23 protein-coding genes and 1 pseudogene are annotated in these 25,985 nt (G+C 69.8%); 18 read left to right on the top strand and 6 right to left on the bottom strand.

Going from position 1 to position 25,985, the window contains the following annotated elements:
• Position 1: 1 nt before the first annotated feature.
• Positions 2-1,372: a M24 family metallopeptidase gene (locus ACNSN4_RS00875; protein WP_418284343.1), complete on the top strand. Its 1,371-nt coding sequence runs from the start codon at positions 2-4 to the stop codon at positions 1,370-1,372.
• Between the two features lie 135 nt (positions 1,373-1,507).
• Here ACNSN4_RS00875 and ACNSN4_RS00870 read toward each other — a convergent pair whose 3' ends face one another.
• Entirely contained in the window at positions 1,508-1,822 is a 315-nt protein-coding gene (locus ACNSN4_RS00870) for a DUF7533 family protein (protein ID WP_418283878.1), read from the bottom strand.
• Between the two features lie 136 nt (positions 1,823-1,958).
• Between ACNSN4_RS00870 and ACNSN4_RS00865 the strand changes: the two genes are divergently transcribed.
• Positions 1,959-2,603, top strand: coding sequence for a riboflavin synthase (locus ACNSN4_RS00865; RefSeq protein ID WP_418283877.1), 645 nt, complete (start codon positions 1,959-1,961; stop codon positions 2,601-2,603).
• A 34-nt stretch (positions 2,604-2,637) separates the two neighbouring features.
• On the opposite strand, the gene ACNSN4_RS00860 is transcribed toward ACNSN4_RS00865, so the two are convergent.
• Both ACNSN4_RS00860 and ACNSN4_RS00855 read right to left on the bottom strand, forming a co-directional pair.
• Positions 2,638-3,372: a phosphoglycerol geranylgeranyltransferase gene (locus tag ACNSN4_RS00860; RefSeq protein WP_418283876.1), complete on the bottom strand. Its 735-nt coding sequence runs from the start codon at positions 3,370-3,372 to the stop codon at positions 2,638-2,640.
• Positions 3,373-3,457: 85 nt separating this feature from the next.
• Positions 3,458-4,537 (bottom strand): tubulin/FtsZ family protein, encoded by a 1,080-nt coding sequence (locus ACNSN4_RS00855; RefSeq protein WP_418283875.1) that lies wholly within the window; start codon positions 4,535-4,537, stop codon positions 3,458-3,460.
• A gap of 73 nt (positions 4,538-4,610) precedes the next feature.
• Here ACNSN4_RS00855 and ACNSN4_RS00850 point away from each other — a divergent pair, with 73 nt between their 5' ends.
• The 12 genes from ACNSN4_RS00850 to ACNSN4_RS00795 all read left to right on the top strand — a co-directional run bounded on the left by ACNSN4_RS00850 (position 4,611) and on the right by ACNSN4_RS00795 (position 17,572).
• Positions 4,611-5,249 (top strand): DUF7310 family coiled-coil domain-containing protein, encoded by a 639-nt coding sequence (locus tag ACNSN4_RS00850; protein ID WP_418283874.1) that lies wholly within the window; start codon positions 4,611-4,613, stop codon positions 5,247-5,249.
• Between the two features lie 27 nt (positions 5,250-5,276).
• The gene (locus tag ACNSN4_RS00845) at positions 5,277-5,777 is read left to right on the top strand and encodes a DUF7311 family protein (protein ID WP_418283873.1); all 501 of its coding nucleotides are present in this window, start codon (positions 5,277-5,279) and stop codon (positions 5,775-5,777) included.
• A gap of 51 nt (positions 5,778-5,828) precedes the next feature.
• The gene (locus ACNSN4_RS00840) at positions 5,829-7,775 is read left to right on the top strand and encodes an ATPase, T2SS/T4P/T4SS family (protein ID WP_418283872.1); all 1,947 of its coding nucleotides are present in this window, start codon (positions 5,829-5,831) and stop codon (positions 7,773-7,775) included.
• The gene (locus tag ACNSN4_RS00835) at positions 7,772-9,601 is read left to right on the top strand and encodes a type II secretion system protein (RefSeq protein ID WP_418283871.1); all 1,830 of its coding nucleotides are present in this window, start codon (positions 7,772-7,774) and stop codon (positions 9,599-9,601) included. The genes ACNSN4_RS00840 and ACNSN4_RS00835 overlap by 4 nt, the downstream gene beginning before the upstream one ends.
• 46 nt (positions 9,602-9,647) lie before the next feature.
• A complete protein-coding gene (locus ACNSN4_RS00830; protein WP_418283870.1) occupies positions 9,648-10,142 on the top strand; it encodes a DUF7283 family protein in 495 nt (164 codons plus the stop codon).
• Positions 10,123-10,545 carry a DUF7285 family protein gene (locus ACNSN4_RS00825; RefSeq protein ID WP_418283869.1) on the top strand — a complete coding sequence of 141 codons (423 nt, stop codon included), beginning with the start codon at positions 10,123-10,125 and terminating at the stop codon, positions 10,543-10,545. The genes ACNSN4_RS00830 and ACNSN4_RS00825 overlap by 20 nt, the downstream gene beginning before the upstream one ends.
• A complete protein-coding gene (locus tag ACNSN4_RS00820) occupies positions 10,542-11,405 on the top strand; it encodes a DUF7284 family protein (protein WP_418283868.1) in 864 nt (287 codons plus the stop codon). The genes ACNSN4_RS00825 and ACNSN4_RS00820 overlap by 4 nt, the downstream gene beginning before the upstream one ends.
• Positions 11,399-14,674: a DUF7286 family protein gene (locus ACNSN4_RS00815; protein WP_418283867.1), complete on the top strand. Its 3,276-nt coding sequence runs from the start codon at positions 11,399-11,401 to the stop codon at positions 14,672-14,674. Before ACNSN4_RS00820 ends, ACNSN4_RS00815 begins: the two co-directional genes overlap by 7 nt.
• A gap of 51 nt (positions 14,675-14,725) precedes the next feature.
• Entirely contained in the window at positions 14,726-15,196 is a 471-nt protein-coding gene (locus ACNSN4_RS00810; protein WP_418283866.1) for a DUF5791 family protein, read from the top strand.
• The gene (locus tag ACNSN4_RS00805) at positions 15,193-16,116 is read left to right on the top strand and encodes an NAD-dependent epimerase/dehydratase family protein (protein WP_418283865.1); all 924 of its coding nucleotides are present in this window, start codon (positions 15,193-15,195) and stop codon (positions 16,114-16,116) included. Before ACNSN4_RS00810 ends, ACNSN4_RS00805 begins: the two co-directional genes overlap by 4 nt.
• Positions 16,117-16,204: 88 nt before the next feature.
• Entirely contained in the window at positions 16,205-17,380 is a 1,176-nt protein-coding gene (locus ACNSN4_RS00800; RefSeq protein ID WP_418283864.1) for a DHH family phosphoesterase, read from the top strand.
• Between the two features lie 60 nt (positions 17,381-17,440).
• Positions 17,441-17,572, top strand: coding sequence for a hypothetical protein (locus ACNSN4_RS00795; RefSeq protein ID WP_418283863.1), 132 nt, complete (start codon positions 17,441-17,443; stop codon positions 17,570-17,572).
• Positions 17,573-17,623: 51 nt separating this feature from the next.
• Here the strand turns inward: ACNSN4_RS00795 and pan1 are convergent, their stop codons facing one another.
• Positions 17,624-18,841: a proteasome-activating nucleotidase Pan1 gene (pan1, locus tag ACNSN4_RS00790; RefSeq protein ID WP_418283862.1), complete on the bottom strand. Its 1,218-nt coding sequence runs from the start codon at positions 18,839-18,841 to the stop codon at positions 17,624-17,626.
• 230 nt (positions 18,842-19,071) lie between these two features.
• On the opposite strand from pan1, the gene ACNSN4_RS00785 reads away from it, so the two are divergent.
• The 4 genes and pseudogenes from ACNSN4_RS00785 (at position 19,072) to rad50 (ending at position 23,895) form a co-directional block, all read left to right on the top strand.
• Positions 19,072-19,335, top strand: coding sequence for a winged helix-turn-helix domain-containing protein (locus ACNSN4_RS00785; protein WP_418283861.1), 264 nt, complete (start codon positions 19,072-19,074; stop codon positions 19,333-19,335).
• Positions 19,336-19,425: 90 nt separating this feature from the next.
• Positions 19,426-19,790 (top strand): annotated as a pseudogene (locus tag ACNSN4_RS00780) (DUF7966 family protein).
• Positions 19,787-21,205 carry a DNA double-strand break repair protein Mre11 gene (gene mre11, locus ACNSN4_RS00775; protein ID WP_418283860.1) on the top strand — a complete coding sequence of 473 codons (1,419 nt, stop codon included), beginning with the start codon at positions 19,787-19,789 and terminating at the stop codon, positions 21,203-21,205. Before ACNSN4_RS00780 ends, mre11 begins: the two are co-directional and overlap by 4 nt.
• Complete coding sequence (rad50, locus tag ACNSN4_RS00770; protein ID WP_418283859.1) at positions 21,202-23,895, top strand: DNA double-strand break repair ATPase Rad50; 2,694 nt, start codon at positions 21,202-21,204, stop codon at positions 23,893-23,895. Before mre11 ends, rad50 begins: the two co-directional genes overlap by 4 nt.
• Positions 23,896-23,988: 93 nt before the next feature.
• Here the strand turns inward: rad50 and ACNSN4_RS00765 are convergent, their stop codons facing one another.
• Both ACNSN4_RS00765 and ACNSN4_RS00760 read right to left on the bottom strand, forming a co-directional pair.
• A complete protein-coding gene (locus ACNSN4_RS00765; protein ID WP_418283858.1) occupies positions 23,989-24,420 on the bottom strand; it encodes a CBS domain-containing protein in 432 nt (143 codons plus the stop codon).
• 74 nt (positions 24,421-24,494) lie between these two features.
• Complete coding sequence (locus tag ACNSN4_RS00760) at positions 24,495-25,970, bottom strand: CoA-acylating methylmalonate-semialdehyde dehydrogenase (RefSeq protein ID WP_418283857.1); 1,476 nt, start codon at positions 25,968-25,970, stop codon at positions 24,495-24,497.
• Positions 25,971-25,985 lie beyond the last annotated feature (15 nt).

Here is a 25,985-nt window from a genome sequence, read left to right as displayed (position 1 = left end):
GATGGAGTTCGATTCGACCGCAGCCGACGCGCTCAGCCCCCTCCGAACCGACCTGAATCCCGTCGTCGAGGCAGTTACAGAGACGGATGTGAGTGCGGGCGCGGGTGCAGAGACAGACGCGGGCACAGAGGCGGACGCGTTCGTCGCGATCGGCGACGGCTTCGACGACGATATCCGGTATCTCACGCGCTTTTCCGGTCCCGATCGAGCGTACGCGCTCGTCGTCGTCCCCGCCAGCACGGGCGCCGGTGAGGAGACGGGACCGCGAGCCGTGCTCTGTGCCCCGTCGCTGTTCGCCGGACAGGCCGAACGGGAGTTCGTCGCGGCCGCCGGGACCGACGAGCGCGCGGCGGGACCGGCGGCGTTCCGCGACGGGGTCGTCCGCGAGGTGCGAACGGGGAACGTCGGCGACCACGCCGGCGAGCGCGCGGCCGCGGTCGTCAACGACCTGCTCGGCGGCGATGACACGAACCGGCTCGGCGACGACGACACCGACCGAACCGTTCTCGTTCCGGCGTCGATCCCGCACGACGCCGCCGTCTACCTCGAACGCGCCGGCAACAGCCTCGTCTCGACGGACGCGGTTGCGAGGGCCAGGTCTCGCAAGACCGACGCCGAGGTCGATCGACTGCGACGGGTTCAGCGCGCGACCGTCGCGGGGATGCGCCGGGCCGAGGCCGTGCTGGCGAAGGGCGAGAGCGGGGACGACACCGAATCGGACGAGGCGGGCGATCGCCCGCCCCTCCGCCGGAACGGCGAGGCGTTGACGACCGAACGACTCCGTCGCGAGGTGAACGCGGTGCTGGCCCGCGAGGGCGTCCGTGACGCCGGTAACACGGTGATCGGGACCGGACCGTCGGCGGCCGACCTCCACTGCGTCGGCGACGACCCGATCCGACCGGGTGAGACCGTACTGATCGATATCTCGCCGCGCGGGCCGGACGGGTACTACGGCGACATGACCCGGACCTTCGTCGTCGACGGCGACGGCGGCTGGGAGCGCCGGGCGTACGTCGCCGTCGAGGCGGCCCGCGAGGCCGCGCTCGAGGAGATCGAGCCGGGCGTCACGGCCGCGACCGTCCACGGCGAGGCGGCGGCCGAACTGGCCGCGTACGGGTTCGACCCGAACGCCGAAGAAGGAGAGGCGGGGTTCACCCACGGTACCGGTCACGGCGTGGGCGTGAGCCTCCACGAGTCGCCGTCGCTGTCGAGCGGGACCGAGCTCCGACCCGGCCACGTCGTCACGGTCGAACCCGGGGTCTACGATCCCGAGATAGGCGGCGTGCGGCTGGAGGACCTGGTCGTGGTCACCGACGACGGGTACGACATTCTCGCGACGTATCCCTTCGAGATCGTGCCGCGCGAGCGGTGAAGGGTAGTGTCGGATTCATCCGTAGTGTCGGATTCGTCCCCGGGCTAAAGCGCGAGGCGTTCTCCTCGACTCTCCGTGACCCGGAGACGCGACAGCGAGACGGACGGACGACGCTGAACCGGGCGTGCGAGGCAGTTACTTATCAGGCGCGTCGTCCGCCGACGCGACGGCAGACGGCTCGGCGGCAGACGACTCAGTCGTAGACGACTCGCCCTCCGAGGGGTCGCCGCGAAGCTGCCGCGGGAGCAGCCCGGAGAGCAGTCCGCGGACGATCCGACCGGGGTCGAGGAAGTACTGCGGGAGGATCACCATCGCGGCCGCGACGACGAGCAGCCCGACGCCGAGTGCGACCTCGCCAGCGAGGAGCCTGATGAGGGCGAAGTTCCCGAGCGGGATGGCGAAGATCAGCGACGCCGCCAACCCGATCATGTCCGTCAGCCCGAGTCTCATACGAGACGCGTACGAGCCCGTCGCGGATAAGGGTACAGGAACGGACGGGCACGGGCCCGCGTTGTCGTACCGGGAATCGCTCGGGCCGACCGTCAGAACCCAGAACGGCTATCCGTCGCCCGTCCCCAGTCCGAGTATGTTCACCGGCATCGTCGAGGGAACCGGCGCGGTCCGGTCGCGGACCGAGACCGAGGACGGCCTCCGGCTGCGGGTCGGAGCCGACGGGGTCGAGGGATTCGACGACCTCCACCACGGGCAGTCGATAAGCGTCAGCGGCGTCTGTCTGACCGTCGAGGCGTACGGGACCGAGGACGCGCACGGAGCCGCGGGAGGATCAGCGCCGGAGGCGAGCGGCGACTGGTTCGAAGTGTTCCTCGCGAGCGAGACGGTCGCGAAGACGTACCTCGGTGACCTCCGCGAGGGCGACGCGGTCAACCTCGAACGCGCGATGCCCGCCGACGGCCGGTTCGACGGCCACGTCGTGCAGGGACACGTCGACACCGTCGCCGAGGTGACGGAGATAACGCAAGTCGGCGAGGACTGGCGGTTCGGCTTCGCCATCCCGGAAGGTCACGGCCAATATCTCGTCGACAAGGGCTCCGTGACCCTCGACGGCGTCTCGCTGACCGTCGCCGAGAAGGGCGACGGGGCCTTCGACGTCGCCATCATCCCGACGACCTACGAGCTGACGACGCTCTCGGAGAAGGCGGTCGGCGACCCGGTCCACCTAGAGGTCGACGTGATCGCGAAGTACGTCGAAAACATGGTCGACGGGTACTGAGCCCGGAGTCAGACGCGCGCCGTAGACGTCCGACTCAGGCGTCTTTTGCGTCTTTTACGTCATTCGCGTCATTCGCGTCCTTCGCGCCCCGGACCGTCTCTCGCACGGCATCGACGCCCTCGTCGTGGAGGAGGTCGCCGACGACGATCACGTCGCTGTGGGCGGCCATCTCGTTCGCCGACTCGTAGTCGTGGATACCGCCGCCGTAAAAGAGGGTGGCGTCGTCGAGCGCGTCGTGCGCGGCCGCGACCTTCTCCGTGTCTCCGAACATGCCCGAGTACTCGATATACACGATCTCCTGGCCGAACATCCGCTCGGCGACCTTCGCGTACGCCTCGACGTCGTCCGCGGCGAGGTCGCAGTTCGCGTCCGTCAGCTCCGCGACCGCGGCGTCCGGGTTTAACACGATGTACGCCTCGGTGTGCGTGCGGTCCCAGTCGAGGTCGTCGATACGGACCCACTCCTTGTGCGCGCCGGTGATCCAGAAGGGGCCGCCGGCGTTGAACACGGTCGGGATCAGGTAGCCGTCGAGCGACGGCGAGTCGATGACGACGCCGGGGTTCGACGGCTCCTGATACAGGGGCACGTCGTACTCGGCCGCGGCGTCGATCACGCGCGTCATCTTCTCCGCGGTGATGTCGAGGGTCCCGCCGATTTCGATCGCGTCGGTCCCGGTCCGGCACACGTCCTCGAAGGTCTCGCCGTCCAACAGCTCCTTGTCGGGATCGACCTTCAGCACGTGGTCCCAGTCGTCCCACGGGTTACTCATCGGAAACGACTCCACCGGCGGGAACCAAAAAGGTGCGGAACCTGTCTCGCGAGCAGACGACGCGGCTCACCCACACCAACGGGCCTCAGAGCAGGTCTTCGAGCTCGTCGTTCCGGAACGCCGACGCGGGGTCCGTCCGTTCCTCCGGTTCGTCACGGACCGCCTGCCGTGCGCGTTCGAGGAACTCCTCCACCCGCCGAGAGCGTTCGACGCCCACGAGGATGACGAGCGCGGCGAGCCGGTCCGAGTCGAGCGGGAAGTCTCCGCCGCGGACCTGCATCGAGCCCGTCTCCTCTTGGAGCCACGTCCGCGCCTTCTCCGCGCCCTTCCGAGAAATTCGCTCGGGGTCGCCGGCGACCGCGACGAGCGCGGCGTCGGCGTCGGTCGCGTTCGGCAGCGACATGCCCGTCATCACCGCGCTTCGGACGGTGCTCATCACCGTCGTGACGTTCTCTTCGGGGTTCTCGGCGGCGGGAGCGGACGCGAAACCGACCGCGGCCATTCCGCCAGCGCGCAGCGTGTTGATGACCTCGCTCGTGTCGACGACCGACTCGGCGACGCCCCCTACCGACTCGCCGGCGGCCAGGAGGAGCCCGACCCGCTTCGCCATCGACTCGTTGATCGCGGCGTAACCCCCCTCGACTGACTCGCCCGAGGAGCGCCACGCGTCGTTGTCGAGCAGGATCGTCGCGTCGGCCTCGCGGACCAGCGTCTTCAGCGACCGTCCGGCGTTCACCTGGTACATCGCTCCCTCGTCGCGGCCGGGGAGCACGCCGAGCGCGTACACGGGGATGTCGTACACGCGACTCAGTTCCCGGACGAGCACGGGGCCGCCGCCGGAGCCGGTGCCGCCGCCGAGACCGGCGACGACGAACAGCGCCTCGACGTCGGCGGTCACCTTCGACGCGAGCGCGTCCAACACCTCGATCGCGTCTTCGTCCATCACTTCGGCCCCGAGTTCGTTGTCGCCGCCGACACCGTGGCCGTTCACCCGCGACTGACCGACGAGGACCGCGTCGAGCGGGAGCGGGTCGAGATCGGTCGACGCCGTGTTCACCGCGAGCGCGTCGAGCACCGCACCGTAGCCGGCGTCGGCGTCGAATTCGGCGAGCGCGGTCGTCAGCTTCCCGCCCGCCTGTCCGACGCCGAGGAGGACCGCCTTCATAGTTGTACACCGTCGGATCGGATGATAATACCTTCCCCCGAGGTTTAAGTACGGAACCGCGGCCAGTCGGCGCATGTCGAACGACATCGACCACGCCGAGCCGTCGAGTCACGGCGGTACAATCGGTACAACCGGTGCAACCGATGCAACCGGCTCGGCCGGGACGGGAGAGTCGTCGCGCGGAGCACGCCAGTTCGAGGAACGGCTGTCGGCGGTCGAACGCGCGCTCACCGGATCCGACGCAACCGTCGCCGACATCGGCGACGAAGCGGCGGCGGCGGCGGCCGAGCGCGACGCCCTCGCCGAGCGGCTCGACGACCTCGAATCGCGGGTCGAGGAGCTGGAGGCGGCGACGCAGGCGTTGCGCGGATACGCGGGATCGATCAGAGCGGTCAACCGCGAGGTCGAGCGCCGGGCGGATCTCGCGCTCGCTCGGGCGAGCGGCGGCGGAGACGGGAGAGCCGCAGGTCGGGAAGAGGTCGACGACCGGATAGCGGCGGGCCACGACGACCACGGCAGTCACGACCGACACGACGATCGCAACCGCGGGGACGCTACTGACGGCGGCGCCGTACCGAGCGAATCCGCTCTCGACGCCGCCGTACCGTCCAGTTCTGTCGATGCAGACAGCGACAGTGTCGGGTGCGAGGAGGACGGAGGCGGCGAATCGTGGGGGACCGACGCGCTCGATCGACTCCGTGAATCGCTGTAAGCGCCGTCAAATCGCGGTGGCGACGCCGTGATCCGCGTCGTTCTCACCGTCCTCGTGGCCGTCGCGCTGCTCGCCGCGTCGATGCCCGCACTGGAGAGCGCTCGGACCGCCACCACCGCGGAGCAACTGGATGCGGAGGCCGACCGCGTCGAACGGGCGATCGCCGGGGTCGTCTCGGGCTCCGTCGCCGTGAGGGATCGAGCGCTCGCCGCGCGGACGACGGCGACCGTGCGGGCGCCGCGAGGGGTCACCGCGGCGCGGATCGATCGGCTCGCGCTCGCAGACAGCGACCGCGGCGGCGAAGAAGAGTTCGTCGACGAAGGCGGCGAACCCGGAGACGGCGTCGTTCTTCGGTACCGGATCGACGGTGGCCCGGAACGGTCCGTTTCCGTCGTCCCGAGGACGCTCGGCGCGAGCGTCGACGTCGACGGCGGCCCGCTCGAACTCCGAACGAGCGGGGAGAGCCGGGTGGCGTTCCGCTTCGTCGACGACGGCGACCCGACCGTGAAGATCGCGCGTGTCGGATGAGCGCAGCAGGTGTAGTGAGAGTTTATAAGTGATACCGCGGCCACGGTCGCCATGAGCTTCGATCTCCCCTCGTTCGTCGCGGTCGGCGGCGACGAGGTCTCGCTGCGGTCGCTCCCGTGGGTCGGCGGCGAGGAGGGCGGCTGTGACTGCGAGCCGTCGTTCGAAGAGCCCGTCGGGACCGGCGTCGACGACCGCGTCGTGCTCGCGGTCGACGCGGACGGCTGTCCCGGACGCGGCGACCTCGCGACGAGTCCGGACTGTCTCGAAACCGTCGTCACGGCGCTCGCGGAGCGCGACGCGGACGTGATCCGAACCCGGCACCGCGGGCGAGAGCGGGCGTACTCCGGTCGAGCGGCGGCGTGTCTGGTCGCTGCCGGACGGTTCCGCGAGCGCGTCGGATTCCACGAGGCGCGGCTCGCGGATCGGGTCGCCCGAGAGCCGGTCGCGGCGGCGCGCGAGGCGATCGGTCGCGCCGGAGCACCGAGTCGACTCGCCGCGGAGACCGGGCTGGCAGCGGCCGCGGAGGGAGCGGCGGCGGTCGAGGAGGTCGTTCGGGCGCACGCTGGCCCCACGATCGCGGCCGCGCGGATCGCGTCAGAGCCCCCGTCCGGGGCGGCGCTCGCCGATCGGTGGGAGACCGACACGGGCGCGGCGGTGCGGCTGTACGACGGCGACGACCCGCTCCGGACGTATCACCTCACTCCGCCCGCCGCCCGACTCGACGACGACGCGATCGAACGGCTCGCCGCCGCCAAGGACCGGCTCCTCGACGACCCGACCGGCGGCGACCGCGCGCCCGGTCGAGCCGTGCGCCAAGTGGCCGCCGAGGGTGATCCGGTTTCCACGCTGATCGACATTCTCCGGCGACACACGCACGGCTACGGCGCGTTCGAGCACGTGTTCGCCGACGACCGCGTGAGCGACGCCACGCTGTCCGCGCCGGTCACGGCGAACCCGCTCCGAGTGGTCGTCGACGGCGAGCGCTGCCGCACGAACGTCAGGCTGCCACCGGCGGGCGCGGCGACGCTGGCCTCGCGGCTGCGCCGGACGAGCGGTCGGGGTTTCTCCCGGGCGAGCCCGACCCTCGACGCGAGCCTCGACGCGGAGGCGGGTCGCGTCCGGGTCGCCGCGACGACCGACCCGGCCAGCGACGGCCTCTCCTTTAGCTTCCGCCGCGGCGATCCGGACGCGTGGACGCTCGCGCGACTCGTCGACAGCGGGACGCTCACCCCGTCGGCCGCCGGGCTCCTCTCGGTCGCCGTCGAGCGAGGCGTGACCGGGCTCGTCGCCGGCGGGCGCGGTGCCGGGAAGACGACCGCCCTCGGCTCGCTCCTCTGGGAGCTGCCGGCCGAGGTGCGATCCATTCTGATCGAAGACACTCCGGAGCTACCCGCCGACGCGCTCGCCGAGGCCGGTCGCGACACGCAACGACTCCGGGTTGGGACGGGTGCCGAACTCGCCCCGAGCGAGGCCGTCCGAACCGCGCTCCGACTCGGCGGCGGCGCGATCGTCGTCGGCGAGGTGCGCGGAGAGGAGGCGCAGGCCCTCTACGAGGCGATGCGCGTGGGAGCGACGGGCGAGACCGTGCTGGGGACCATCCACGGCGAGAGCCCGACCGCGGTGCGCGAGCGGGTCGTCACCGATCTCGGCGTCTCCCCGTCGGCGTTCGCCGCGACCGACCTGATCGTCGTGCTCGACGACCACCGCGTGGACACGATCGCGGAGGTCACGGGACGCGGAGACGTAGTAACGTTCGACCCGCTGTACGAGCGGACGGGCGACGGGCTGGTCGCAACTGGGCGGATCGATCGGGGCGAAAGCAGGCTCGTCGGCTCCCTCGCAGCCCCCGACGAGTCGTACGCCGCGGTCAGGAGCGTTATCGGGACGCGGGCGGAGCAAATTCGCGACGCGGCGGAGAGCGGACGAATCGATCCCGAGCGATACGTGGGTGCCGAGCGTCCGGACCGGGTAGTCGTTGACGGCGAGGCGCAGCGATGACGGCGTCCACCGGTGGCTCGCCGGATCGTGGCGGCCATTCGGCCGACGGCGACACGCACGGGTCCGCGGAGCTCCGTCGGGCGATCGCGTTTCTCGGCTGGGAATCGTCCGCCGACCGCGTGATCGAGGTCGGCAACCGGGCCGGGATCGGTGTGGGGCTGGTCGCCGCCGTCGGTCTCGCACTTCTCGTCGGTCCGGTTCCGGGATTGTTGAGCGGGCTTGCAGCCGGACTGGTCGCCACCCACGCGATCCACCGAGGACCGGTGTGGCTCGCCGCGCTCCGGCGGACCCGGGCGCTCGGCGCCGCCCCCGGACTGGTCGGGCGGCTCGTGTTGCGAATGCGGCTCGACCCCTCGACGGAGCGCGCCGTCCAGTTCGCCGCGCGGACCGGAAACGGTCCCCTCGCGGAGGGGCTCGCACGCCACGAGCGGGGCAGCGCCGACGCGCCGACGAGCGGGCTTCGGTCGTTCGCCCGCGAGTGGCAGCCGTGGTTCCCCGCGATCGACCGGGCCGCCGCCCTCGTTCGAACCGCGGCGGCCGCGCCGCCGGAGCGCCGCGGGCGCTGTCTCGATCGCGCGCTCGACACGACGATCGCCGGAACGACCGAGCGCCTCGCGGCGTTCGTCGGCGAGGTTCGCGCCCCCGTTTCCGCGCTGTACGCGTTCGGAGTGCTCCTGCCGCTCGCGTTGATCGCGCTGCTGCCGGCGGCCGCCGCTTCAGGCGTTCCGATCGGGCCGGGGATCGTTACGGCGCTGTACCTCGTCGTCCTACCGATTGGATTGCTCGCGGCGTCGGCGTGGCTGCTCTCGCGCCGCCCGGTCGCGTTCGCGCCGCCGTCGATCGACAGCGACCATCGGGACGTACCGAATCGGAAGTGGCACGCGCCCGGCCTTGGTCTCGTCGCCGGATTGCTCGCCGCTATCCTCGCCGGGCGGGTCGTGGCGGGGTGGGCCGCGCCGGTGGCCTGCGTCGGCGTCGGGTCGGGGGTAGCACTGTTCGTGGCGGCTCGACCGCGGCGCGCGGTCCTCTCGCGGGTCCGGTCGGTCGAACGGGGACTTCCGGACGCGATGACCGTGATCGGCGGCGACGTAGCGGAGGGCGTCGCCGTCGAAACCGCCGTCGCAAACGCGGGGGATCGCCTCGACGACGCGACGGGGGAGGTGTTTGAGCGCGCCGGCCGCCGGAGCGACACGCTGCGCGTCGGCGTTCGCGAGGCGTTTCTCGGACGAGGCGGTCCCGCCGTCCCCGTGCCGTCACCGCGGGTTCGCGGCGCGGTCGCCCTGCTCTCGGTCGCCGCTCGGGAGGGACGCCCCGCCGGCGACGTGCTCCTCGAACTCGCGGACCAGCTCGAGGAACTCCGAGAGCTCGAAAGCGACGCCCGACGACAGCTCGCGACGGTGACGGGGACGCTGAGCAACACCGCGGCCGTGTTCGCTCCGCTGGTCGGCGGCGCGACCGTCGCGCTGGCGACGGGAATCGATACCGTCGGGGCCGGTGACGTCGGTGCGGGTGCAACGGCCGGTGCCGACGCGTTCGGCTTCGGCGGGGGCGGTGGGAGCGCGACGGGTGAAACGGGGAGCGGAGCGGCGGGAGCGACGGGCCGGGACACGGGCGGGTCCGGCGCGGGCGGTCCGCTTTCGGTGCCGGTGCTCGGGCGTATCGTGGGCGCGTACGTGGTGATCCTCGCGGCGCTTCTCACCGCGTTGGCGACCGGACTGGAGCGCGGATTCGACGGGACGCTCGTCGCCTACTGCGTCGGTATTGCACTCCCGACAGCGACCGTGACGTACCTCGTGGCGTTCGTCGGCGCGGGTCTGTTCCTGTAGGGAGCGACGCCGATCGTTTATATATGAAGCCGCGGCCAGCCGCCCTATGTTCGAGACTCACCTCGACGCCACGTACGCCTGGCTCGGGCTCGCGTTGGTGAGCGTCGCGACCGCGGGCGTCGCCGCCACGCTTCCGGCTTCGCCGCCGCCGGACGCCGCAGGCGTCGCACACACGATCGACACCGTCGCCGACGGGGATCATCCCGCGACCGCAGAGCACGGCCTCGCGGCGGACCGAATTCGCCTCACCGGCGGGTCAGTCGCGCTGGACGGAGGCGGCGGGACCGCGAGCGCGGCGCTTCACGCGCCGCGGATCACGCCGATCCCCTCGGAGCGTGCCGGTGACGGCACCCGCCGCGACGTCCGGCTCCGCCGTGTGTTAGACGGTGTCCCGCCAGCCGCCGCGTTCGATGACCCCGACGCGCTCGCCACAGCGGCAGGGGAGGCCAGAGCGGTCGAGCAGGGCTGGCGACCGGCACCGGACCGACTCACCGTCCGACAGGTCCACTACGGAGGCGTTCGTGTCACCCTCGTCGGCTGAGGGCGTCGGTGCGGACGACCGCGCAGCCGTCGAGCCGGTCGCGGCGCTCGTCGCTGTGTTAGCGGTCGGCGCGGCCCTCGGACTGTACACGGTCGCCCTCGACGACGCGGCCCCGGAGTCCGAGCGACCGACCGCGGAAGCAACTCTCGAACGGATCGAGCCGACTGTGACGGCAGGCGGCGTCGTCGAGCCGACGCTACTGAGCGACGTCGAGTTTCGCACCGGCGCCGCTGTCGAGGTGCGGGCGGACGGCGAGGGGTGGCGAGTCGATTCCGGCGAGACCGCGCCCGCGGGAGACTCCCTGACGTCCGGATCCGTCGCAGTCGCAGAACGGCCCGTGACGGTTCGTGTCGGCCCGGGACGGAACGTCCGGGGAACGCTGCGCGTGGTGGTCCGTCGATGACGAGCACCGTACTGGACGTGACCGTGCTGTTGCTTTGCGTCTCCGCGAGCGTCGTCGCGCTCGGAGCGACCGGCGGAGGCGTCGGGAGCGGCGGGATGACCGCCGCCGATGCGGCCGATCGCATCGCGACCGAGACCGTGACAGTCACCTACGACGCTCCGGAGTCGACGGCCGACACGCAGACCGTTCACGCCACTCGGGCCGAGCTGCTGGCGATGCTCGTCGACACGACCGAACCGGGGGCGGGCGACGGCGAAGCGACGGCGGCGTTCGGCTCGCGAGCGCGGTCTGCGATCATCGAGGGACTCGGACCGCGGACGCGGCTGGACGTGCTGACGATCGGCGCACCAAACGGCGCCAACTCGACTGGGACGAGCGCGTCGGAAGGTGCCGGAAGAGTCGAACTGTTCGACGGACAGCGCTCGGACGAATCGGGAGCATCGTCAGCGGCGGACGAGGCGGTCGACTACGACGGGGCCGACGACCCCGACGACACGGATGGTGCGGACGGTCGGACCGATGTGTCGAGAGCGGTGGGCTCGACCGGTACGGGGGGCGAGACGGGAGGTCCGTGGAAGCTGTCGAGTGATACCGAGACGCCGTCGTGGCCGACCACGGCGACCGGACGCTCGTGGGGCGCGGAGCTGCGACCGGCGCTCGCGACGGGCGAAACGCGCGAGAGCGGGACTGTCGACGACGAGTACGACGACGCAACGGAGGACGAGGCCAGGCAGACCGAACTCGGTCTCGGAGGGAGCCCGCCGCGAAACGCCGACACCACGACGGCCGTGCTCACCCATCCGATACCGAGCGGATCGGGGTCAGTGGAGGCCATGCGCGTCGTCGTCAGGAGGTGGTGATCGTGGGGAGTCGTTCGCGGAGATCGAAGGGTGCGAACAGACCGACAACGGAACGGAGCGATCGCCGCAGGAACTTCGTCGGTGACGATCGGGCGCGAATCCCCTTCGCGCTGATCGGCGTCCTACTGCTCGTGACCAGCTCCGCCTACGCCGCCGGAATCGCACAGCAGGGGCTCGTGAGCGAGGATCGGAGCGTCGAGCGGGCCGTCGATCGCGTCGACGCGGACGCAACGGCGGCGCTCCGGAGCGCCGCTCGCGAGGCGGCGTACGACGCCGCGGCGGAGCCGGTGACGACGGCCCCGCGAGGGAGTGGCCCCGAGGCCGACGCGGTCCGGGACGGCTCCGCCTTCGAGGACGCGCTTCGGATTCGGCTCGCGATCGCCGGCGCCGAGGCGCTGGGTCCGATCGAGACGGAGGTCGGCGACGTCTCCGCGAGGGCGTCGCTTCCGCCGGTCGAGAACGCGAGCGCCCTGCGGCCCGCCCGCGAACGCGTACACGTCGAACCGGCCGCAAACGGGACGGCGACGCGAGTGACCTTCGAGGACGTCGAGACGACCGCGACCCGCAACGGCCGAGTCGTCACCGAACGGACCGAGAGCCGAACCGTGGTGGTCGCCGTCCCGACGCTCGCGGCTCACGAGCGGACGGAGCGGTTCGAGACGCGACTCGATCGGGGACCGACCGAGGGCGCGGGGTTGGGGCGGCAGATCACGGCGAGTCTCTATCCGATGACGTGGGCGCGCGGGTACGCGCAGTACGCGGGCGCGCCGGTCGAGAACGTCCTCGCGAACCGGCACGTCGAGCTGTCGACGAACGCGGGGATCGTCCGCACCCAGCGGGACGTGTTCGGAACGAGCGACCCGGACGCCCGCGGCGGCATTGCGCGCGCGACGGCCCGAACCGGGATCACCGACCTCCTCGAACCGACCGGGGTCGACGAGTCGTCGTGGACCGATACCGTTCTCGACGCGCCGACGCCGACCGAGGGCCAACCTCACGGCGGGGAAGCGAGCGCGACCGATCGCGACGCCGAAAGCGACGCCGAAAGCGACGAGAGCGGCGCGTTCGAGCCCGAAACCGACCGGACGGACGAGGAAACCACGGTTCCGATCGGTCACGCCGCCGACGTCGGTGCCGCGCGGATTCACGACGACCTCACGGCGATCGTGGAGGGTGCGTATCGGGTCGAGGCGACCGTCCGTACGTCGACGGCCACGGTCCGGGACGGCGGGCGCCTCAGCCCGCCGGTTCCCGGCTCCGCATCGAGTGCAGCTTGGGAGCGAGCCGACGTCTCGCGCGCGGAGCGGATCACGGCGGTTTCCGGGAGCGACGTCCCGACAGGGGTACCCACCGGAACCGTCTCGCCCGGCGAACGCGTCTCGTTCGGAGACGCGGTGCGAGCGGTGACGGTGCGGCGATCCGTGACCGCGGAGTGGAGGCGGGAGGTCGTCGAACGGGACGAGAACGGGACCGTGGTCAACACCACCGTCCATCGGACGACGACGCGCGACAGGACGACCGATCGCTACCGCGTCCGAGTCGCCGTCAACGGGCATCACGCCCCGACCGACCGCGCACCGGATCGTCCCGCGGCGACGTTCGGGGCTGGAAGCACGGCTGACGGGCCGGACCTCCGAGACACGCCGGCGGTGGCTCGGTCCGATCTCGGCGTCGACACGCGAACCGAGGTCGATCGGCTCGCTCGCGACGCGGTCCGGGGCGGCGACGTCAGTCGGTCGACGACCGTGAACGGCGACCGCTCCGACACCGAGACGGATCGTATCGCCGCCGACGTCGCCGCGCTCGCGGCGGACGTGCGCGAGATCGAGACCGACGAGCCGATGGCGGACGCCGCCGTCGGCGACGCGACGCCGTACGCCGACCTCGCAGATACCCTCCGCGACCGACAGGAAGAACTCGTCGGCGCGCCGCGGACCTACGACGGTGCCACGGACCGGGCCCGGGTCGCTGCGCGCGACGCGTACGTGAGCGCCGTCATCGATGAGCTGGAGGCCGCCGCGGGCGACAGAGACACGGCGACGGACGAGTTTCTCGACCGAGTGAACGACGCCTTCGACGGCCCGTCCGTCGGCGACGCGATCGCCAGCAGAGAGGCCGCTCGTGACCCCGGAACCCACACCGTCGCCCCCGATGGCCCGGGGGGTGCAGTGACGTTCGCGCCGAGGGGCTCACCCGGGTACCTCCCGCGGACGGCCGTCGACGGGGCTGCCGTCGAGGGCGTGAACGGAACCACGACCCGCCCGCTCGCGGTTCGCAACGTGAACTACGTCACCGTGCCGTACGGCGAGGTGTCGAGCGGGATCGCCGATCGGATTTTGGGGACCGAAGACACCGTCCGCGTCGGCACGGCCGGGCGGGCGCTCCTGCTGGTCGACGATGCGCTGGCGGCGGACGACGACCCCGATCTGCGGGCGGACCGAGACGTGCTCGCGGCGCAGGTCGACCGGTCGCTACGAGCCGTCGATCGCGACCTCGAAGCAGCCATCGCCGATCGAACGTCGCTCTCGGGCGATCAGCGGCGTCGGGCGCTCGGCGCGGCGGCCGCGGGCTACAGTTCGCCCGGGGAGCGTGCGGTCGCCGTCGGCGACGGCTCCTATCCCGAGCGCGTCGCCGCCGAGGCCGCCGCCGTCGGATCGCTATCGACGGCGGAAGAGGCGTCGCTCGCCGCCCACCTTCGCGTCGCGACGCGAAGCGCGGCCGGTCGCGACGCGGTGCGCGTGCCGACTCGGTTCGTCGACGCACCGACGAGCGGGGCGCGGATGTTACTCAGAGATCGCATGGAGGGCGCCGTCGAGGACGGCGCCGCCGAGGTGAGCGGCGCGGCGGCGAAGCGGTGGGCGCCGAAGCCGGTCCGGGCGGTCGGTGCCGGACTGCCGGTCGCGCCAGTCCCCGGCTACTGGGTGGCAACGGTGAACGCGTGGCGCGTGCAGGTCCGCGGCGAGTATCCGCGGTTTTCGCTGACCGCTGACGTCGGCCCGCCCGGCGAGGAGTTCGAGTACGTCCGGCAAACGGGGACGGTGACCGTCGACGTCGGCGGTGACGGACCCGACGGGGAGAGGGTACGGCTCGGAACGACGGATCCCGTTCAGTTCGAGACCGAGACGGTGGTGGTCGTCGCCGTGCCCGCCGGACCGCCGGGCGTCGGGGACGTGGACGGGACTCGCGACGAGACCTCTCCCGGGTGGCCGTGTCCGGGCGCGCTATCGACGAGCGGGTCGGTAGGTGATTGTTTCGCGGAGACGGAGTGAGGGGTCCGAATCGACCGCAGCCGTTTTGCGGTGCGACGACCGAGGACGACCATGTTTCACGAGGTCGTCGACGACAGAAACGACGACGGACGCGGCGACGAGACCGCCACCGAAGAGACGGACGACGCGGTGACCGCGGCGGCCTTGCTCGCGTCCTTCGAGGCGATGGTGCGAGAGGCGGCGAGCGACGCCGGACGCGACCGCATCACCGAGGAGACGAGCCTGAGCGAGAGAGACGTGAAAGCCGCGGTGAACGGCGGCATGGCGGAGTTGACTGTCACGGACGGAGCGGCGGTGCTCGCGCTGACGGCGGACCGCGACCCGGACGGCGTCGTCGCCGAGCTCCGCGATCACCTCCTCATCGGCATGGCGACCGCGGTCCTCGACGTCGATACGATCGCGGCGTCGATCGACGCGGACCTCACCGGTCAGGAAGTTCAGCAGGCGCTTGAGGGCCGCACGGCGATGACGCTCGGACAGCTCGCCGAGATCATGGCGGTTATCGAACGACGGAAGCGATGAACGTCGTTATCGTCGGCTGCGGCTACGTCGGCCTCGAACTCGCCGCCCAGCTCGCTGAACGCGGTCACGAGGTGACCGGAGTCAGGCGATCGGACGGTGGACTCGATGCGATCGAGGCGGTCGGAGACGCTGTCGACGGAACCGAGGGGTCCGTGAACGCGGTGCGAGCGGATGCGACCGACCCCGAGTCGCTCGGAGCCCTCCCCGACGCGCGCGCCGTCGTGTTCGCCGCCAGTTCGGGCGGGCGGGGAGCGGCGGCCGCTCGCGATGTGTACGTGGACGGGCTCGGAAACGTGATCGAGGAGTACGGTTCGCGGGCGTCGCCGCCGGACCGACTCGTGTACACGTCGTCGACCGGCGTCTACGGCGATCACGGCGGCGCGTGGGTCGACGAGGGGACACCGATCGAGCCGACGACCGAGAAGACGCGTGTCCTCGCCGAGGCCGAGCGGCTCGCGATCGAGGCGGCGGCCGAGGCCGAGATAGACGGAAGCGTCGCGCGCTTCGCCGGGCTGTACGGCCCGGGCCGGTACCGGCTCGACCGCTACCTCGACGGCCCGGTCACCGCCGGGTACCTCAACATGGTGCACCGCGACGACGCGGCGGGCGCGATTCGATTCCTCCTCGAATCGGACCGCGGACGCGGTGAGTCGGTTGTCGTCGTCGACGACGAGCCGGTCGACAAACACGCGTTCGCTGACTGGCTCGCTGACGAGTGCGGCGTGCCGCGGCCCGAGAAGCGGTCGAAGCGCGACCGTATCGCCGAGGGCGACCTCTCTGCGGCCGCCGAGCGACGGATCCGAACGAGCAAGCGGTGTTCGAACGACCGGCTCCGCGCGCTCGGGTACGAGTTCGCCTATCCGACCTTCCGAGAGGGATACCGAGACGCAGTGCGAGGGTTCCGCTCGTCAAACAGATAAACGGCTCGTTCACGGTTTGAGGACGTCGATTTGGGCAGATTAGAACGGTGACGAAGCTTCATGTGCCAGGGGGAAGTGAGATAGAAGTATGAGGGGCCTGACCACGGCCGACGAGTGGCTCTCGCTGGGGGTGTCAGTCGTCCGCGAGAATCCGGAACTGACGGCGGCTGCCGTGCTCGTCGGATTGGTCGTCGTCGCTGGGGGCTACCTCCTGCTCCGCGCGCACCGGACGCCTGGCATCCGGTTTCGTCGGTTGCTGGCCGAGCAGGACGAGATCGCGGTTCTAATGCATCCGAATCCGGACCCGGACGCGATGTCGGCCGCCCTCGGCGTCGCGTCGCTCGCGGACCAGCTCGACGTCGACGCGACCGTACAGTACCCCGGCCAGATTCGCCATCAGGAGAACCGGGCCTTCCGTACGGTGCTCAATCTCGAGTTAGATCCGATCGAGCACGTCAGCGACCTCGCGGCGGAGTCGGTCGTGCTCGTTGACCACAACGAGCCGCGCGGATTCGCCGGGGCCGACGGCGTGTTGCCCACGGCAGTCATCGACCACCACCCCGGCGACGGGTCCGGGGACGAGTTCACCGACGTTCGAACTGACTACGGCGCGACCGCCTCGGTCATTGCGGAGTACTTCAAAGAGAACGACGCCGTCCCGGTACCGCCGGACAAGCACGCGAGCGAGACGAACAGCGATCTCACGCTACCGACGGACACCGCGACCGGCCTCCTGTACGGGATATTGGCCGACACGAAACACCTCACCGTGGGCGCGAGCGAGCCGGACTTCGCGGCCGCCGCGTACGTATACCCAGGAGTCGACCAAGACAGCCTCGATCGGATCGCCAATCCCGCGGTCGACGCGGAGGTATTAGAAGTGAAGGCGCGGGCCATCGCGGGTCGTCGGATCGAAGGATCGTTCGGCGTCGCCGATGTCGGCGGCGTGAACAACGTGGACGCGATCCCGCAGGCCGCCGACGAGCTGATCCAGCTCGAAGGGGTCAGCGCGGTGATCGTCATGGGCGAGCGCGACGGGACGATCCACCTCTCGGGGCGGTCGCGGGACGACCGAGTCCACATGGGCAACGCGATCGACTCGGTGCTGTCGGGGATCGACAACGGAAACGGCGGCGGCCACTCCCGAATGGGCGGTGGGACGATCTCTCCGACGGTCGACCCGAACAGCGGCAACGCGGTAGAGACGGTGAACCGCGACGACCTCACCGACGCGCTGTTCCGCGCGATGGCCGGAGACGTGTGAGCAGCGGGAGGCGTCGGTACTCGGCAGAGATTTTACCTTCCGAGCGTGAGAACGGAGCGTATGAATATCGACCTTCCGACCGACGACGGCTGGCGCGCTCTCGCTGGCGTCGGCGCAGGCTACGCGGCTGCGACCGGACTGATCTTCGTGCTGTTCTTTCTCGTTCCGTTTCTGATCGTCCGAGCGCTGTAGCTGGGAAAGACGGTCTATCGACAACGGCCGGGAGAAACGCGACCCGCTGCGTCAGGCGAACGCCAGCGAGTCGTCGGCGCCGTGCTCGTCGTCCTGCTGGAGCTTCTCGTGGGCTTCGAGGAAGTCGTTCAGGGTGACTTCCGTGCGGTCGTCGCGAATCGCGAACATCCCGGCCTCGGTGCAGATCGCCTTGATGTCGGCACCGGAGGCGTCCGGCGTCATCTCGGCGAGTTCGTCGAAGTCGATGTCGCTCGCGAGGTTCATCTTCCGCGTGTGGATCTGGAAGATGATCTCGCGGCCCTCCGTGTTCGGCTTGGGGACCTCGATGAGCCGGTCGAACCGACCCGGACGGAGGATGGCGGGGTCGAGCATGTCGAAGCGGTTGGTCGCGGCGATGATGCGGACCTCGCCGCGCTCGTCGAACCCGTCCATCTCGGAGAGCAGCTGCATCATCGTCCGCTGGACCTCGGCGTCGCCGGACGTCTTCGAGTCCGTCCGCTTCGAGGCGATGGCGTCGATCTCGTCGATGAAGAGGACGGCGGGCTGATTCTCGCGAGCGACCTCGAACAGGTCGCGGACGAGCTTCGCGCCCTCGCCGATAAACTTGTGGACGAGCTCGGACCCGGCCATCTTGATGAACGTCGCGTCCGTCTCGTTGGCGACCGCCTTCGCGAGCATCGTCTTCCCCGTCCCGGGCGGACCGTACAGGAGGACGCCGCTCGGCGGCGTGATGCCGACGTCGGTGAACATGTCGGGGTGTTCGAGCGGCATCTCGACGGTCTCGCGGACCTCCTGCATCTGGTCTTCGAGGCCGCCGATGTCGGCGTAGGTGACATCCGGTGAGTGTTCGACCTGCATTACGCGGGCGCGAACATCGGTCTCCTTCTCCAGCTTCTTCACGACGGACAGCGAGTTGTTCACGGCCACTCGATCGTCGGGGTCGAGCTTCTCGCGCATCTCCGCCGTGATCTCGGTGAGCGCCTCTTGATTGTTCCCGTGTTGTTTGATGACGGCGCCGTCCGGCGTGATCTCCTGGACTGTCGCCACGAACAGCGGGGACTGCTTCAGCTTCTTGTTCTCGTGGGTGAGCCGCTCGAGCTTCTGCTGGTACTTGTTGTTCTCTGCGTTCGCGTCGAGCAGCTTGTCGCGCATCTCTTCGTTTTGCGACTCGAGCACGTCGAGCTCCTCTTGGAGCGACTCGATCTTCTCCTGTCTCGACGCTGTCCCCTCGTCGTAGGGCATCTCAACGTCGTCGACGGTATCGGTCATTGTCAGTTATAAGGCGTCTCGCGGGTAAGAGGTTTCGGGTGGGGGAGAGACTGGAACCCGCACGGGGAAGCGATTGGAATCCGAGCGGGGAAGCGATTGGAATCCGAGCGGGGAAGCGATTGGAATCCGAGCGGGGAAGACACTGGAGCTGCCACCCATAATCGATGCCCAATGGTAATAAATTAGGATAGTAAATATTATCTTCCGGCATGAGAGAGGGAGAGGTACGCATGAGTACGACCGACACCGTCGCCGCCGAGGAAACCGCGGGGGACCGCTGGAGCGCCGTCCGAGACCTTCCGCCGAGTGCGAAGCTCGTCGCAAAGGTGCTCGACTACAACGACACGCTCACCCAGAGCGAGCTCGCCGAGGAGACGCTGTTGCCTCCGCGGACGGTCAGGTACGCGCTCTCGCGACTGGAAGACGAGGGCGTCGTCGACTCGCGGTTCTCCTTCTCGGACGCGCGCAAGCGACTGTACACGCTCGCGCTGTGACGGCTTTTCGCCGCTGACGGCCTTCCGAAGTCGGCCTCGTATCTCGTCGTGGTGCCGACCGCTTATATCCGATACCGCCCCAGCGACCCCGTGGTCTCGACTATCGCCGTCAAACGGGCGCTGACCGCGCTGGCAACGCGAACGGACACCGCGAGAGGCTCGTACGTCGCGATCATCGACGAGGCCGACGCCGCGCGGGCCGACCTCCGCCGCGCCGCCGGATTCGTCGAGTCGGTGGGACTCGGCCGGCTCGACGAGGCGATCGGGGCCGCCGAGCGCGCTGGCGACAAGGAAGCGGCAGCGCGGGGCCGCGAGGCGCTCGCCGCGTACCGCGCGTTCCGGGAGGTCGCCAGCGGTGACGGGGGGTGAGCCGCGACGGAGCGTCGAGCGTCGACCACTTTCACCGCGGCCCCGGAACCCCTAAACCCGATACCGGCCAAGAACCGGCCAGATGACACGGGTGATCCACACCGGCGACACCCACATCGGGTACGCGCAGTACCACTCGCCGGTCCGACGCCAGGACTTCCTCGACGCGTTCGGCGCCGTGGTCGACGACGCGATCGACGGCGACGTCGACGCGGTGGTCCACGCGGGCGATCTGTTCCACGACCGACGACCGGAACTCGACGATCTGATGGGAACGATATCGATCCTCCGGCGGCTCGACGACGCCGGGATCCCCTTCCTCGCAGTCGTCGGAAACCACGAGTCGACGCGGGGCGGGCAGTGGCTCGACCTCTTCGAGCGACTGGGGCTCGCGACCCGACTCGGCGACGAGCCGACGGTCGTCGGAGACACGGCCTTTTACGGGCTCGATCACGTCCCCGTTTCCCGCCGAGACGAACTCGACTACGCGTTCGACTCACACGACGCGGAGTACGCCGCCCTGGTCGCCCACGGGCTCTTCGAGCCGTTCGGCTACGCGGACTGGGACACCGAGACGGTGCTCGCGGAGAGCACGGTGGCGTTCGACGCGATGCTCCTCGGCGACAACCACACCCCCGACGTCGCCGAGGTCGCGGACACGTGGGTCACGTATCCGGGCTCGACGGAGCGCGCGAGCGCGAGCGAACGCGAGGGACGCGGCTACAACCTCGTCGCCTTCGGCGTCGACGCCGCGGGCGACGACCGCGTGGAGATCCGCCGTCGAGCGCTCGACACTCGCCCGTTCGTCTTCGTTGAGGCCGATCTCCGTGAGGGCGAAGGCGAATCACGAGTCCGCGAGCGGGTCCGCGAGTACGACCTCGACGACGCCGTCGTCCTCGTCGACGTGACCGGCGAGGGCGACCCCGTCACCCCGGCCGCGATCGAGGAGTTCGCCACCGACGAGGGCGCGCTCATCGCTCGCGTGAACGACCGTCGCGAGGTGGAGGCCGACGCCGAGTTCGACGTGAGCTTCGCCGACCCGGAAGACGCCGTCCGCGACCGGATCGACGAGATGGCGCTCTCGACCGCCGCCCGCGACGTCGACGAGGCGGTTCGAGCCGAGACGATCCCCGACAGCAACGTCCGAGAGACGGTGAAAGGGCGCGTCGAAGAGCGGATCGACGACCTGGACTCCTTTGAACGGGGTGCGGCGGCCGCGGGTGACGAGGTGGATTCGGAGGATGGTGGCGAGGACACGGACACCGAGGGCGACGATGGGGACACGAACGCGGACGCGGAGGGCGACGATGAGGACACGAACGCGGACGCGGAGGGCGACGATGAGGACACGAACGCGGACGCGGAGGGCGACGATGAGGACACGAACGCGGACGCGGAGGGCGACACCTCGAACCACAAAAACGATCGACACGACGAGGAAAGCGCGACCACTGAAACGCCCGGAAACGACGGCCAGGTCTCCATGGAGGACTACCTGTGATCTTCGATCGAATCCGGCTCACGAACTTCAAGCCGTACGGCGACGCCGACCTCCGGCTCACCGACGGCGTCACCGTTATCCACGGACTCAACGGCAGCGGCAAATCCTCGCTGTTGGAGGCCTGCTTCTTCGCGCTGTACGGGTCGAAGGCGCTCAGCGGGACCCTCGACGACGTGATCACGAACGGCGAGGAGGAGAGCGAAGTAGAGCTGTGGTTCACCCACGACGGGGCGTCGTACCGCGTCGAACGCCGGCTCCGCGATTACGGGGACCGCGTCGACCACCAGTGTACGCTCGAAGCGACTGACGGGAGCGACGTGAGCCGCGACGGTGCCCGGGCGGTTCGCGAGTTCGTCACCGAGCTGCTGCGAATGGACGCCGAGGCGTTCGTCAACTGCGCGTACGTCCGTCAGGGCGAGGTGAACAAGCTGATCAACGCCAGCCCGCGAGAGCGGCAGGACACGATAGACGACCTTCTCCAACTCGGGAAGTTGGAGGAGTACCGCGAGCGCGCCGGAAACGCTCGCCTCGGCGTCGAGGACGTGCTGGAGAATCGGCGCGGGCGCCTCGACCAGCTCGACGATCAGATCGCGGAGAAAGAGGAGAAGGACCTCCACGACCGGCTCAACGGGCTCGAAAGCGACCTCTCGGCGGTCGCCGACGAGATCGATCGCTACGAGACGCAGCGCGAACAGGCAAAGGAGACTCGCGAGGCCGCCGCGGAGACGCTGTCGACCCACGCGGCGAAGCGCGAGGAACTGGAGTCGGTGGCGGCGGAGATCGACGAGATCGAAGCGGCGATCCGGACCGCCGAACGCGAACGTGACGCCCACCGCGACGCGGTCCGGGAGGCCCGCGAGCGGATCGAGGAGATCGAGGCCGCGATCGACGACCGGCTCGACGACGCCGGGCTCGACGCGGCGAGCGACGAGGCCGTCGCCGCGCGCCGCGAGGAGCTCGACGACCGAGAGAGCGAGGTCCGCGAGGAGCTCGACGACGAACGGGTGAGCGCCGAGGCGTTCCGCAACCAGGCGACGAACCTCGCCGGAAAGGCCGACGATCGCGCCGACCGCGCCGCGGAGGTCGAGTCGGCCGCCGAGGGCCTCGCCGACGAGGCCGAGGCGGCCGCGGACGAGGCCGACGACCGTGAGTCCTCGATCCAGGAGCTCGGCGAGGAGGCCGAACGGCTCCGCGAGCGGTTCGCGGCCGCCGACGCCGACGTGGGGCGCGACGGCGTCGCGGACGAGCGCGAGGCGCTTCGCGAGCGGCGGGGCGAGGTCCGCGAGCGGATCGCGGAGCTGTCGGCGGAGCTGAAGAACGCCCGCGAACGCGTCGCGGAGGCCGAGGAGCTGCTCGCGGCGGGGAAGTGCCCCGAGTGCGGGCAGCCGGTCGAGGACTCGCCGCACGCGAGCGGGGTAGGCGAGGACCGCGAGCGGGTCACCGAGCTGGAGGCGGAGCTTGAGGACGCCCGCGAACGCGAGGACGACCTCGACGACCGGATCGGGGTGCTGAACGGGCTCGCGAGCGCGGCGGACCGGCTCGACGATATCGACGAGACGGTCGAGACCCTCGAAGACCGTCTCGAAGAGAAGCGCGCGGAGGCGGAGCGGAAGCGGGAGGCGGCGGGAGAGAAGCGCGAGCGCGCCGCCGAACTCCGCGAGGAGGCAGAGGAGACCCGTGAGATCGCCGCACAGAAGCGCGAGGAGGCCGAAGAGGCCGCGGCGCGCGTGGAGGACCTCGAGGACGCGCTCGCGGCGGTCGAGGCCGCGCGGGAGGCGGTCGACGCGGTCGACGAGCGCCTCTCGGCCATCGCCGACGCGGAAGACGAGATCGAGCGTCGACGCGAGAAGCGCGAGAGCCTCAACGAGGTGAACGACGAGCGGCGCGACCGGCTCGGCGACAAGCGCGAGCGCCGCGACGAGATCGCGGACGCGCTCGACGAGACGGCGATCGACGAGGCGCGAGGGAAGAAGGAGCGGGCCGAGGAGTACCTCGAGAAGGTCGACGGCGAGCTCGACCGGCTCGCCGACCGGCGGACCGAGCTAGAGAACGCGATCGGCGGGGTCAACGGCGAGATCCGGGAGCTGGAGAACCGCAGGGCGGAGCGCGACGAGCTGGCCGAAACCGTCGCGGCGCTGGAGGACCTCCACGGGGAGACGAGCGAACTGGAGGCGATGTACGGCGACCTTCGGGCGGAGCTCCGACAGCGCAACGTCGCCGAGTTAGAGCGCACGCTTAACGAGACGTTCGAGCTGGTGTACGGAAACGACGCCTACTCCCACATCGAGCTCGACGGCGAGTACGTTCTCACCGTGTATCAGAAGGACGGCGAGGCGCTCGATCCCGAGCAGCTCTCCGGCGGCGAGCGCGCCCTCTTCAACCTCTCGCTACGCTGTGCGATCTATCGACTCCTCTCCGAGGGGATCGAAGGGGCGGCGCCGACGCCGCCGCTCATCCTCGACGAGCCGACCGTCTTCCTCGACTCCGGACACGTCTCGCGGTTGGTCCGGCTCGTCGAGGAGATGCGCGGGTTCGGCGTGCGACAGATCCTCATCGTGAGCCACGACGACGAACTCGTCGGGGCGGCCGACGAACTGGTTACCGTCGAGAAGGAGCCGCGCTCGAACCGCTCGACGGTTCGACGCGAGGACGCCGCCGAACTCGATATCGCGACCCTCACGGACGACTGAGCGGACGCGCTCGACGGACGGAGCTCAGTTCGTGAGTACGGCTCAGTCGTGAATCGTCCGAAAGTCGTCGTTGAGGCATGCGTTCGCTCGGCGTCAGAATCCGAACGGCTGGAACGTGTTCGAACGGCTCAACAGGTCCTTCGCGGTGCGCTCGTCGACGGCGTCGATCGCGTCTTCGAATCGAACGATACCGAGAAGGATGCCACCGCTGTCACACACCGGAAGCGCTGGATATCCGTGGGTCGCGAACGCGTCGGCGACGTCGGAGGCAGACGCGGACCCGGGGACGTCGACGACGTCCGCGGTCATCACATCCGTGACGGACGCGCCGCCGTCGGCGTTCAATAGCTCGCGGAGCGATGCGACGCCCGTTAGCCTGCCGTCCGCGTCCGTCACGTACACGTAATAGATGGTCGCTGCGGCCTCGGGCGTGTACTCCCTGACGGCGTCAACGGCCTCGTCGACGGTCGCGGCGGTGGTCACTGAGATGTACCCCTCGCTGATCAGTTCACGCGCTCGCGCCATGCGCGGCGATACGGTAACGTTCGTAATAGGTGTTTTTGCCAAAGTACGGATATACCGCTACCGTACCGGGTGAGCTACTGGTCGGGCCAGCGCTCGATGTACACCGTCTCGTCGGTGTAGAACCGGACGACGTCTTCGGCCTGTGCGTGGAGGTCACCGAAGAACGAGTCCTTCCGGCCGCCGAAGTGGAAGAACGCCATCGGCGCGGCGGTACCGACGTTCACGCCGATGTTGCCGACCTCCGCGCGGTTCCGGAACTCGCGTGCTTCCCCGCCCCGCGCGGTGAAGAGACTGGCCGCGTTACCGAAGTCCGTGGCGTTGAGCGTCTCGATGGCGTCGTCGAAGTCGTCGGCGCGGGCGATTCCGAGCACGGGTCCGAAAATCTCCTCCTGACCGATCTGTGAGTCCGTGTCGACCTCACCGAACACCGTCGGTCCGAGAAACGTCCCGTCCTCGAACCCGTCCACGGTCGCGTTCCGCCCGTCGCGGAGCAGTTCGTTCCCGTCCTCGACTCCGGCCTCGATCAGGTCGGCCACGCGCTCGGCGTGGTCCGGCGTGATCAGCGCGCCGATATCGGTCTCGGGTTCGAGGCCGTAGCCGACGACCTGACCGTCGACGACGTCGAGTACCTCCTCGACGAACGGTTCGTAGGCGTCGCCGACGACGACGGCGACGTCGTTGGCCAAGCAGCGCTCGCCGCCGCAGGCGAACGACGAGGAGACGGTCTTTTCGGCGGCGTGCCGGAGGTCGGCCGAGTCGGAGACGACCACGTAGTTCTTGGCCCCTCCCTGTGCCTGAACGCGCATGCCGGTCTTCGCGGCGGTCTCGTACACGTGCCTCGCGACCGGGGTGCTCCCCACGAACGACGCGCCGGCGAGGCTCTGGTTCTCCAGGAGCGCATTGACCGTGTCGGGACCGCCGTGAACGAGGTTCAACACCCCGTCGGGGAATCCGGCCTCGTCGATCAGGTGGAACAGGTACTGCGCGGTCAGCGGGTCCTGTTCGCTGGGCTTGAGAATGAAGGAGTTCCCGGTCGCGACCGCGTACGGGAGGAACCACAGCGGGATCATCCCCGGGAAGTTGAACGGCGTGATGGCGGCGAACGTCCCCAGCGGACGCCGAACTGCCGTCTCGTCGATGTTCGGTGCGGCGTTCTCGAGGAATCCGTCCTGCATGAGTCGAGGGATGCCGCAGGCGACCTCGACGTTCTCGATGCCGCGTCGGAGTTCGCCGCGGGCCTCGTTCAGGTTCTTTCCGTGTTCCTGAACGAGCACCCGTGCCATCGCGTCCTGATGCTCTTCGAGCAGCTGTTTCAGCCGGAAGACGGGCTGGATCCGGTCTTCAACGGCACGGTTCCGCCACTCCTCGTAGGCCGCGTCGCCAACGTCGACCGCTTCGTCGACGGCGTCGGGCTCGGTGAAGGGGACGTGGGCGAGCGTCTCGTCCGTTGCCGGGTTCACGACGTCCTTGCCGTCGTCACCGTCGATGACCGTCCATTCGCCGTTCACGTAGTTGCGAAGCGTTCCGTCGGTGATATCGTTGATTTCCATGATGTGGATCGTGTG

The organism is Halorubrum marinum (assembly GCF_048381195.1).
In the GTDB taxonomy this organism is placed as follows: Archaea; Halobacteriota; Halobacteria; order Halobacteriales; family Haloferacaceae; genus Halorubrum.
The sequence above is the reverse complement of the archived record's forward strand: the minus strand, read 5'-3'. Positions and strand labels throughout refer to the sequence as shown.

What these genes read in the sequence shown, in the direction of transcription:
- ACNSN4_RS00875 (WP_418284343.1), top strand. Translation starts at nt 2, where the DNA reads ATGGAGTTCGATTCGACCGCAGCCGACGCGCTCAGCCCCCTCCGAACC.
- ACNSN4_RS00870 (WP_418283878.1), bottom strand. Translation starts at nt 1,822, where the DNA reads ATGAGACTCGGGCTGACGGACATGATCGGGTTGGCGGCGTCGCTGATC.
- ACNSN4_RS00865 (WP_418283877.1), top strand. Translation starts at nt 1,959, where the DNA reads ATGTTCACCGGCATCGTCGAGGGAACCGGCGCGGTCCGGTCGCGGACC.
- ACNSN4_RS00860 (WP_418283876.1), bottom strand. Translation starts at nt 3,372, where the DNA reads ATGAGTAACCCGTGGGACGACTGGGACCACGTGCTGAAGGTCGATCCC.
- ACNSN4_RS00855 (WP_418283875.1), bottom strand. Translation starts at nt 4,537, where the DNA reads ATGAAGGCGGTCCTCCTCGGCGTCGGACAGGCGGGCGGGAAGCTGACG.
- ACNSN4_RS00850 (WP_418283874.1), top strand. Translation starts at nt 4,611, where the DNA reads ATGTCGAACGACATCGACCACGCCGAGCCGTCGAGTCACGGCGGTACA.
- ACNSN4_RS00840 (WP_418283872.1), top strand. Translation starts at nt 5,829, where the DNA reads ATGAGCTTCGATCTCCCCTCGTTCGTCGCGGTCGGCGGCGACGAGGTC.
- ACNSN4_RS00835 (WP_418283871.1), top strand. Translation starts at nt 7,772, where the DNA reads ATGACGGCGTCCACCGGTGGCTCGCCGGATCGTGGCGGCCATTCGGCC.
- ACNSN4_RS00830 (WP_418283870.1), top strand. Translation starts at nt 9,648, where the DNA reads ATGTTCGAGACTCACCTCGACGCCACGTACGCCTGGCTCGGGCTCGCG.
- ACNSN4_RS00820 (WP_418283868.1), top strand. Translation starts at nt 10,542, where the DNA reads ATGACGAGCACCGTACTGGACGTGACCGTGCTGTTGCTTTGCGTCTCC.
- ACNSN4_RS00810 (WP_418283866.1), top strand. Translation starts at nt 14,726, where the DNA reads ATGTTTCACGAGGTCGTCGACGACAGAAACGACGACGGACGCGGCGAC.
- ACNSN4_RS00805 (WP_418283865.1), top strand. Translation starts at nt 15,193, where the DNA reads ATGAACGTCGTTATCGTCGGCTGCGGCTACGTCGGCCTCGAACTCGCC.
- ACNSN4_RS00800 (WP_418283864.1), top strand. Translation starts at nt 16,205, where the DNA reads ATGAGGGGCCTGACCACGGCCGACGAGTGGCTCTCGCTGGGGGTGTCA.
- ACNSN4_RS00795 (WP_418283863.1), top strand. Translation starts at nt 17,441, where the DNA reads ATGAATATCGACCTTCCGACCGACGACGGCTGGCGCGCTCTCGCTGGC.
- pan1 (WP_418283862.1), bottom strand. Translation starts at nt 18,841, where the DNA reads ATGACCGATACCGTCGACGACGTTGAGATGCCCTACGACGAGGGGACA.
- ACNSN4_RS00785 (WP_418283861.1), top strand. Translation starts at nt 19,072, where the DNA reads ATGAGTACGACCGACACCGTCGCCGCCGAGGAAACCGCGGGGGACCGC.
- mre11 (WP_418283860.1), top strand. Translation starts at nt 19,787, where the DNA reads ATGACACGGGTGATCCACACCGGCGACACCCACATCGGGTACGCGCAG.
- ACNSN4_RS00765 (WP_418283858.1), bottom strand. Translation starts at nt 24,420, where the DNA reads ATGGCGCGAGCGCGTGAACTGATCAGCGAGGGGTACATCTCAGTGACC.
- ACNSN4_RS00760 (WP_418283857.1), bottom strand. Translation starts at nt 25,970, where the DNA reads ATGGAAATCAACGATATCACCGACGGAACGCTTCGCAACTACGTGAAC.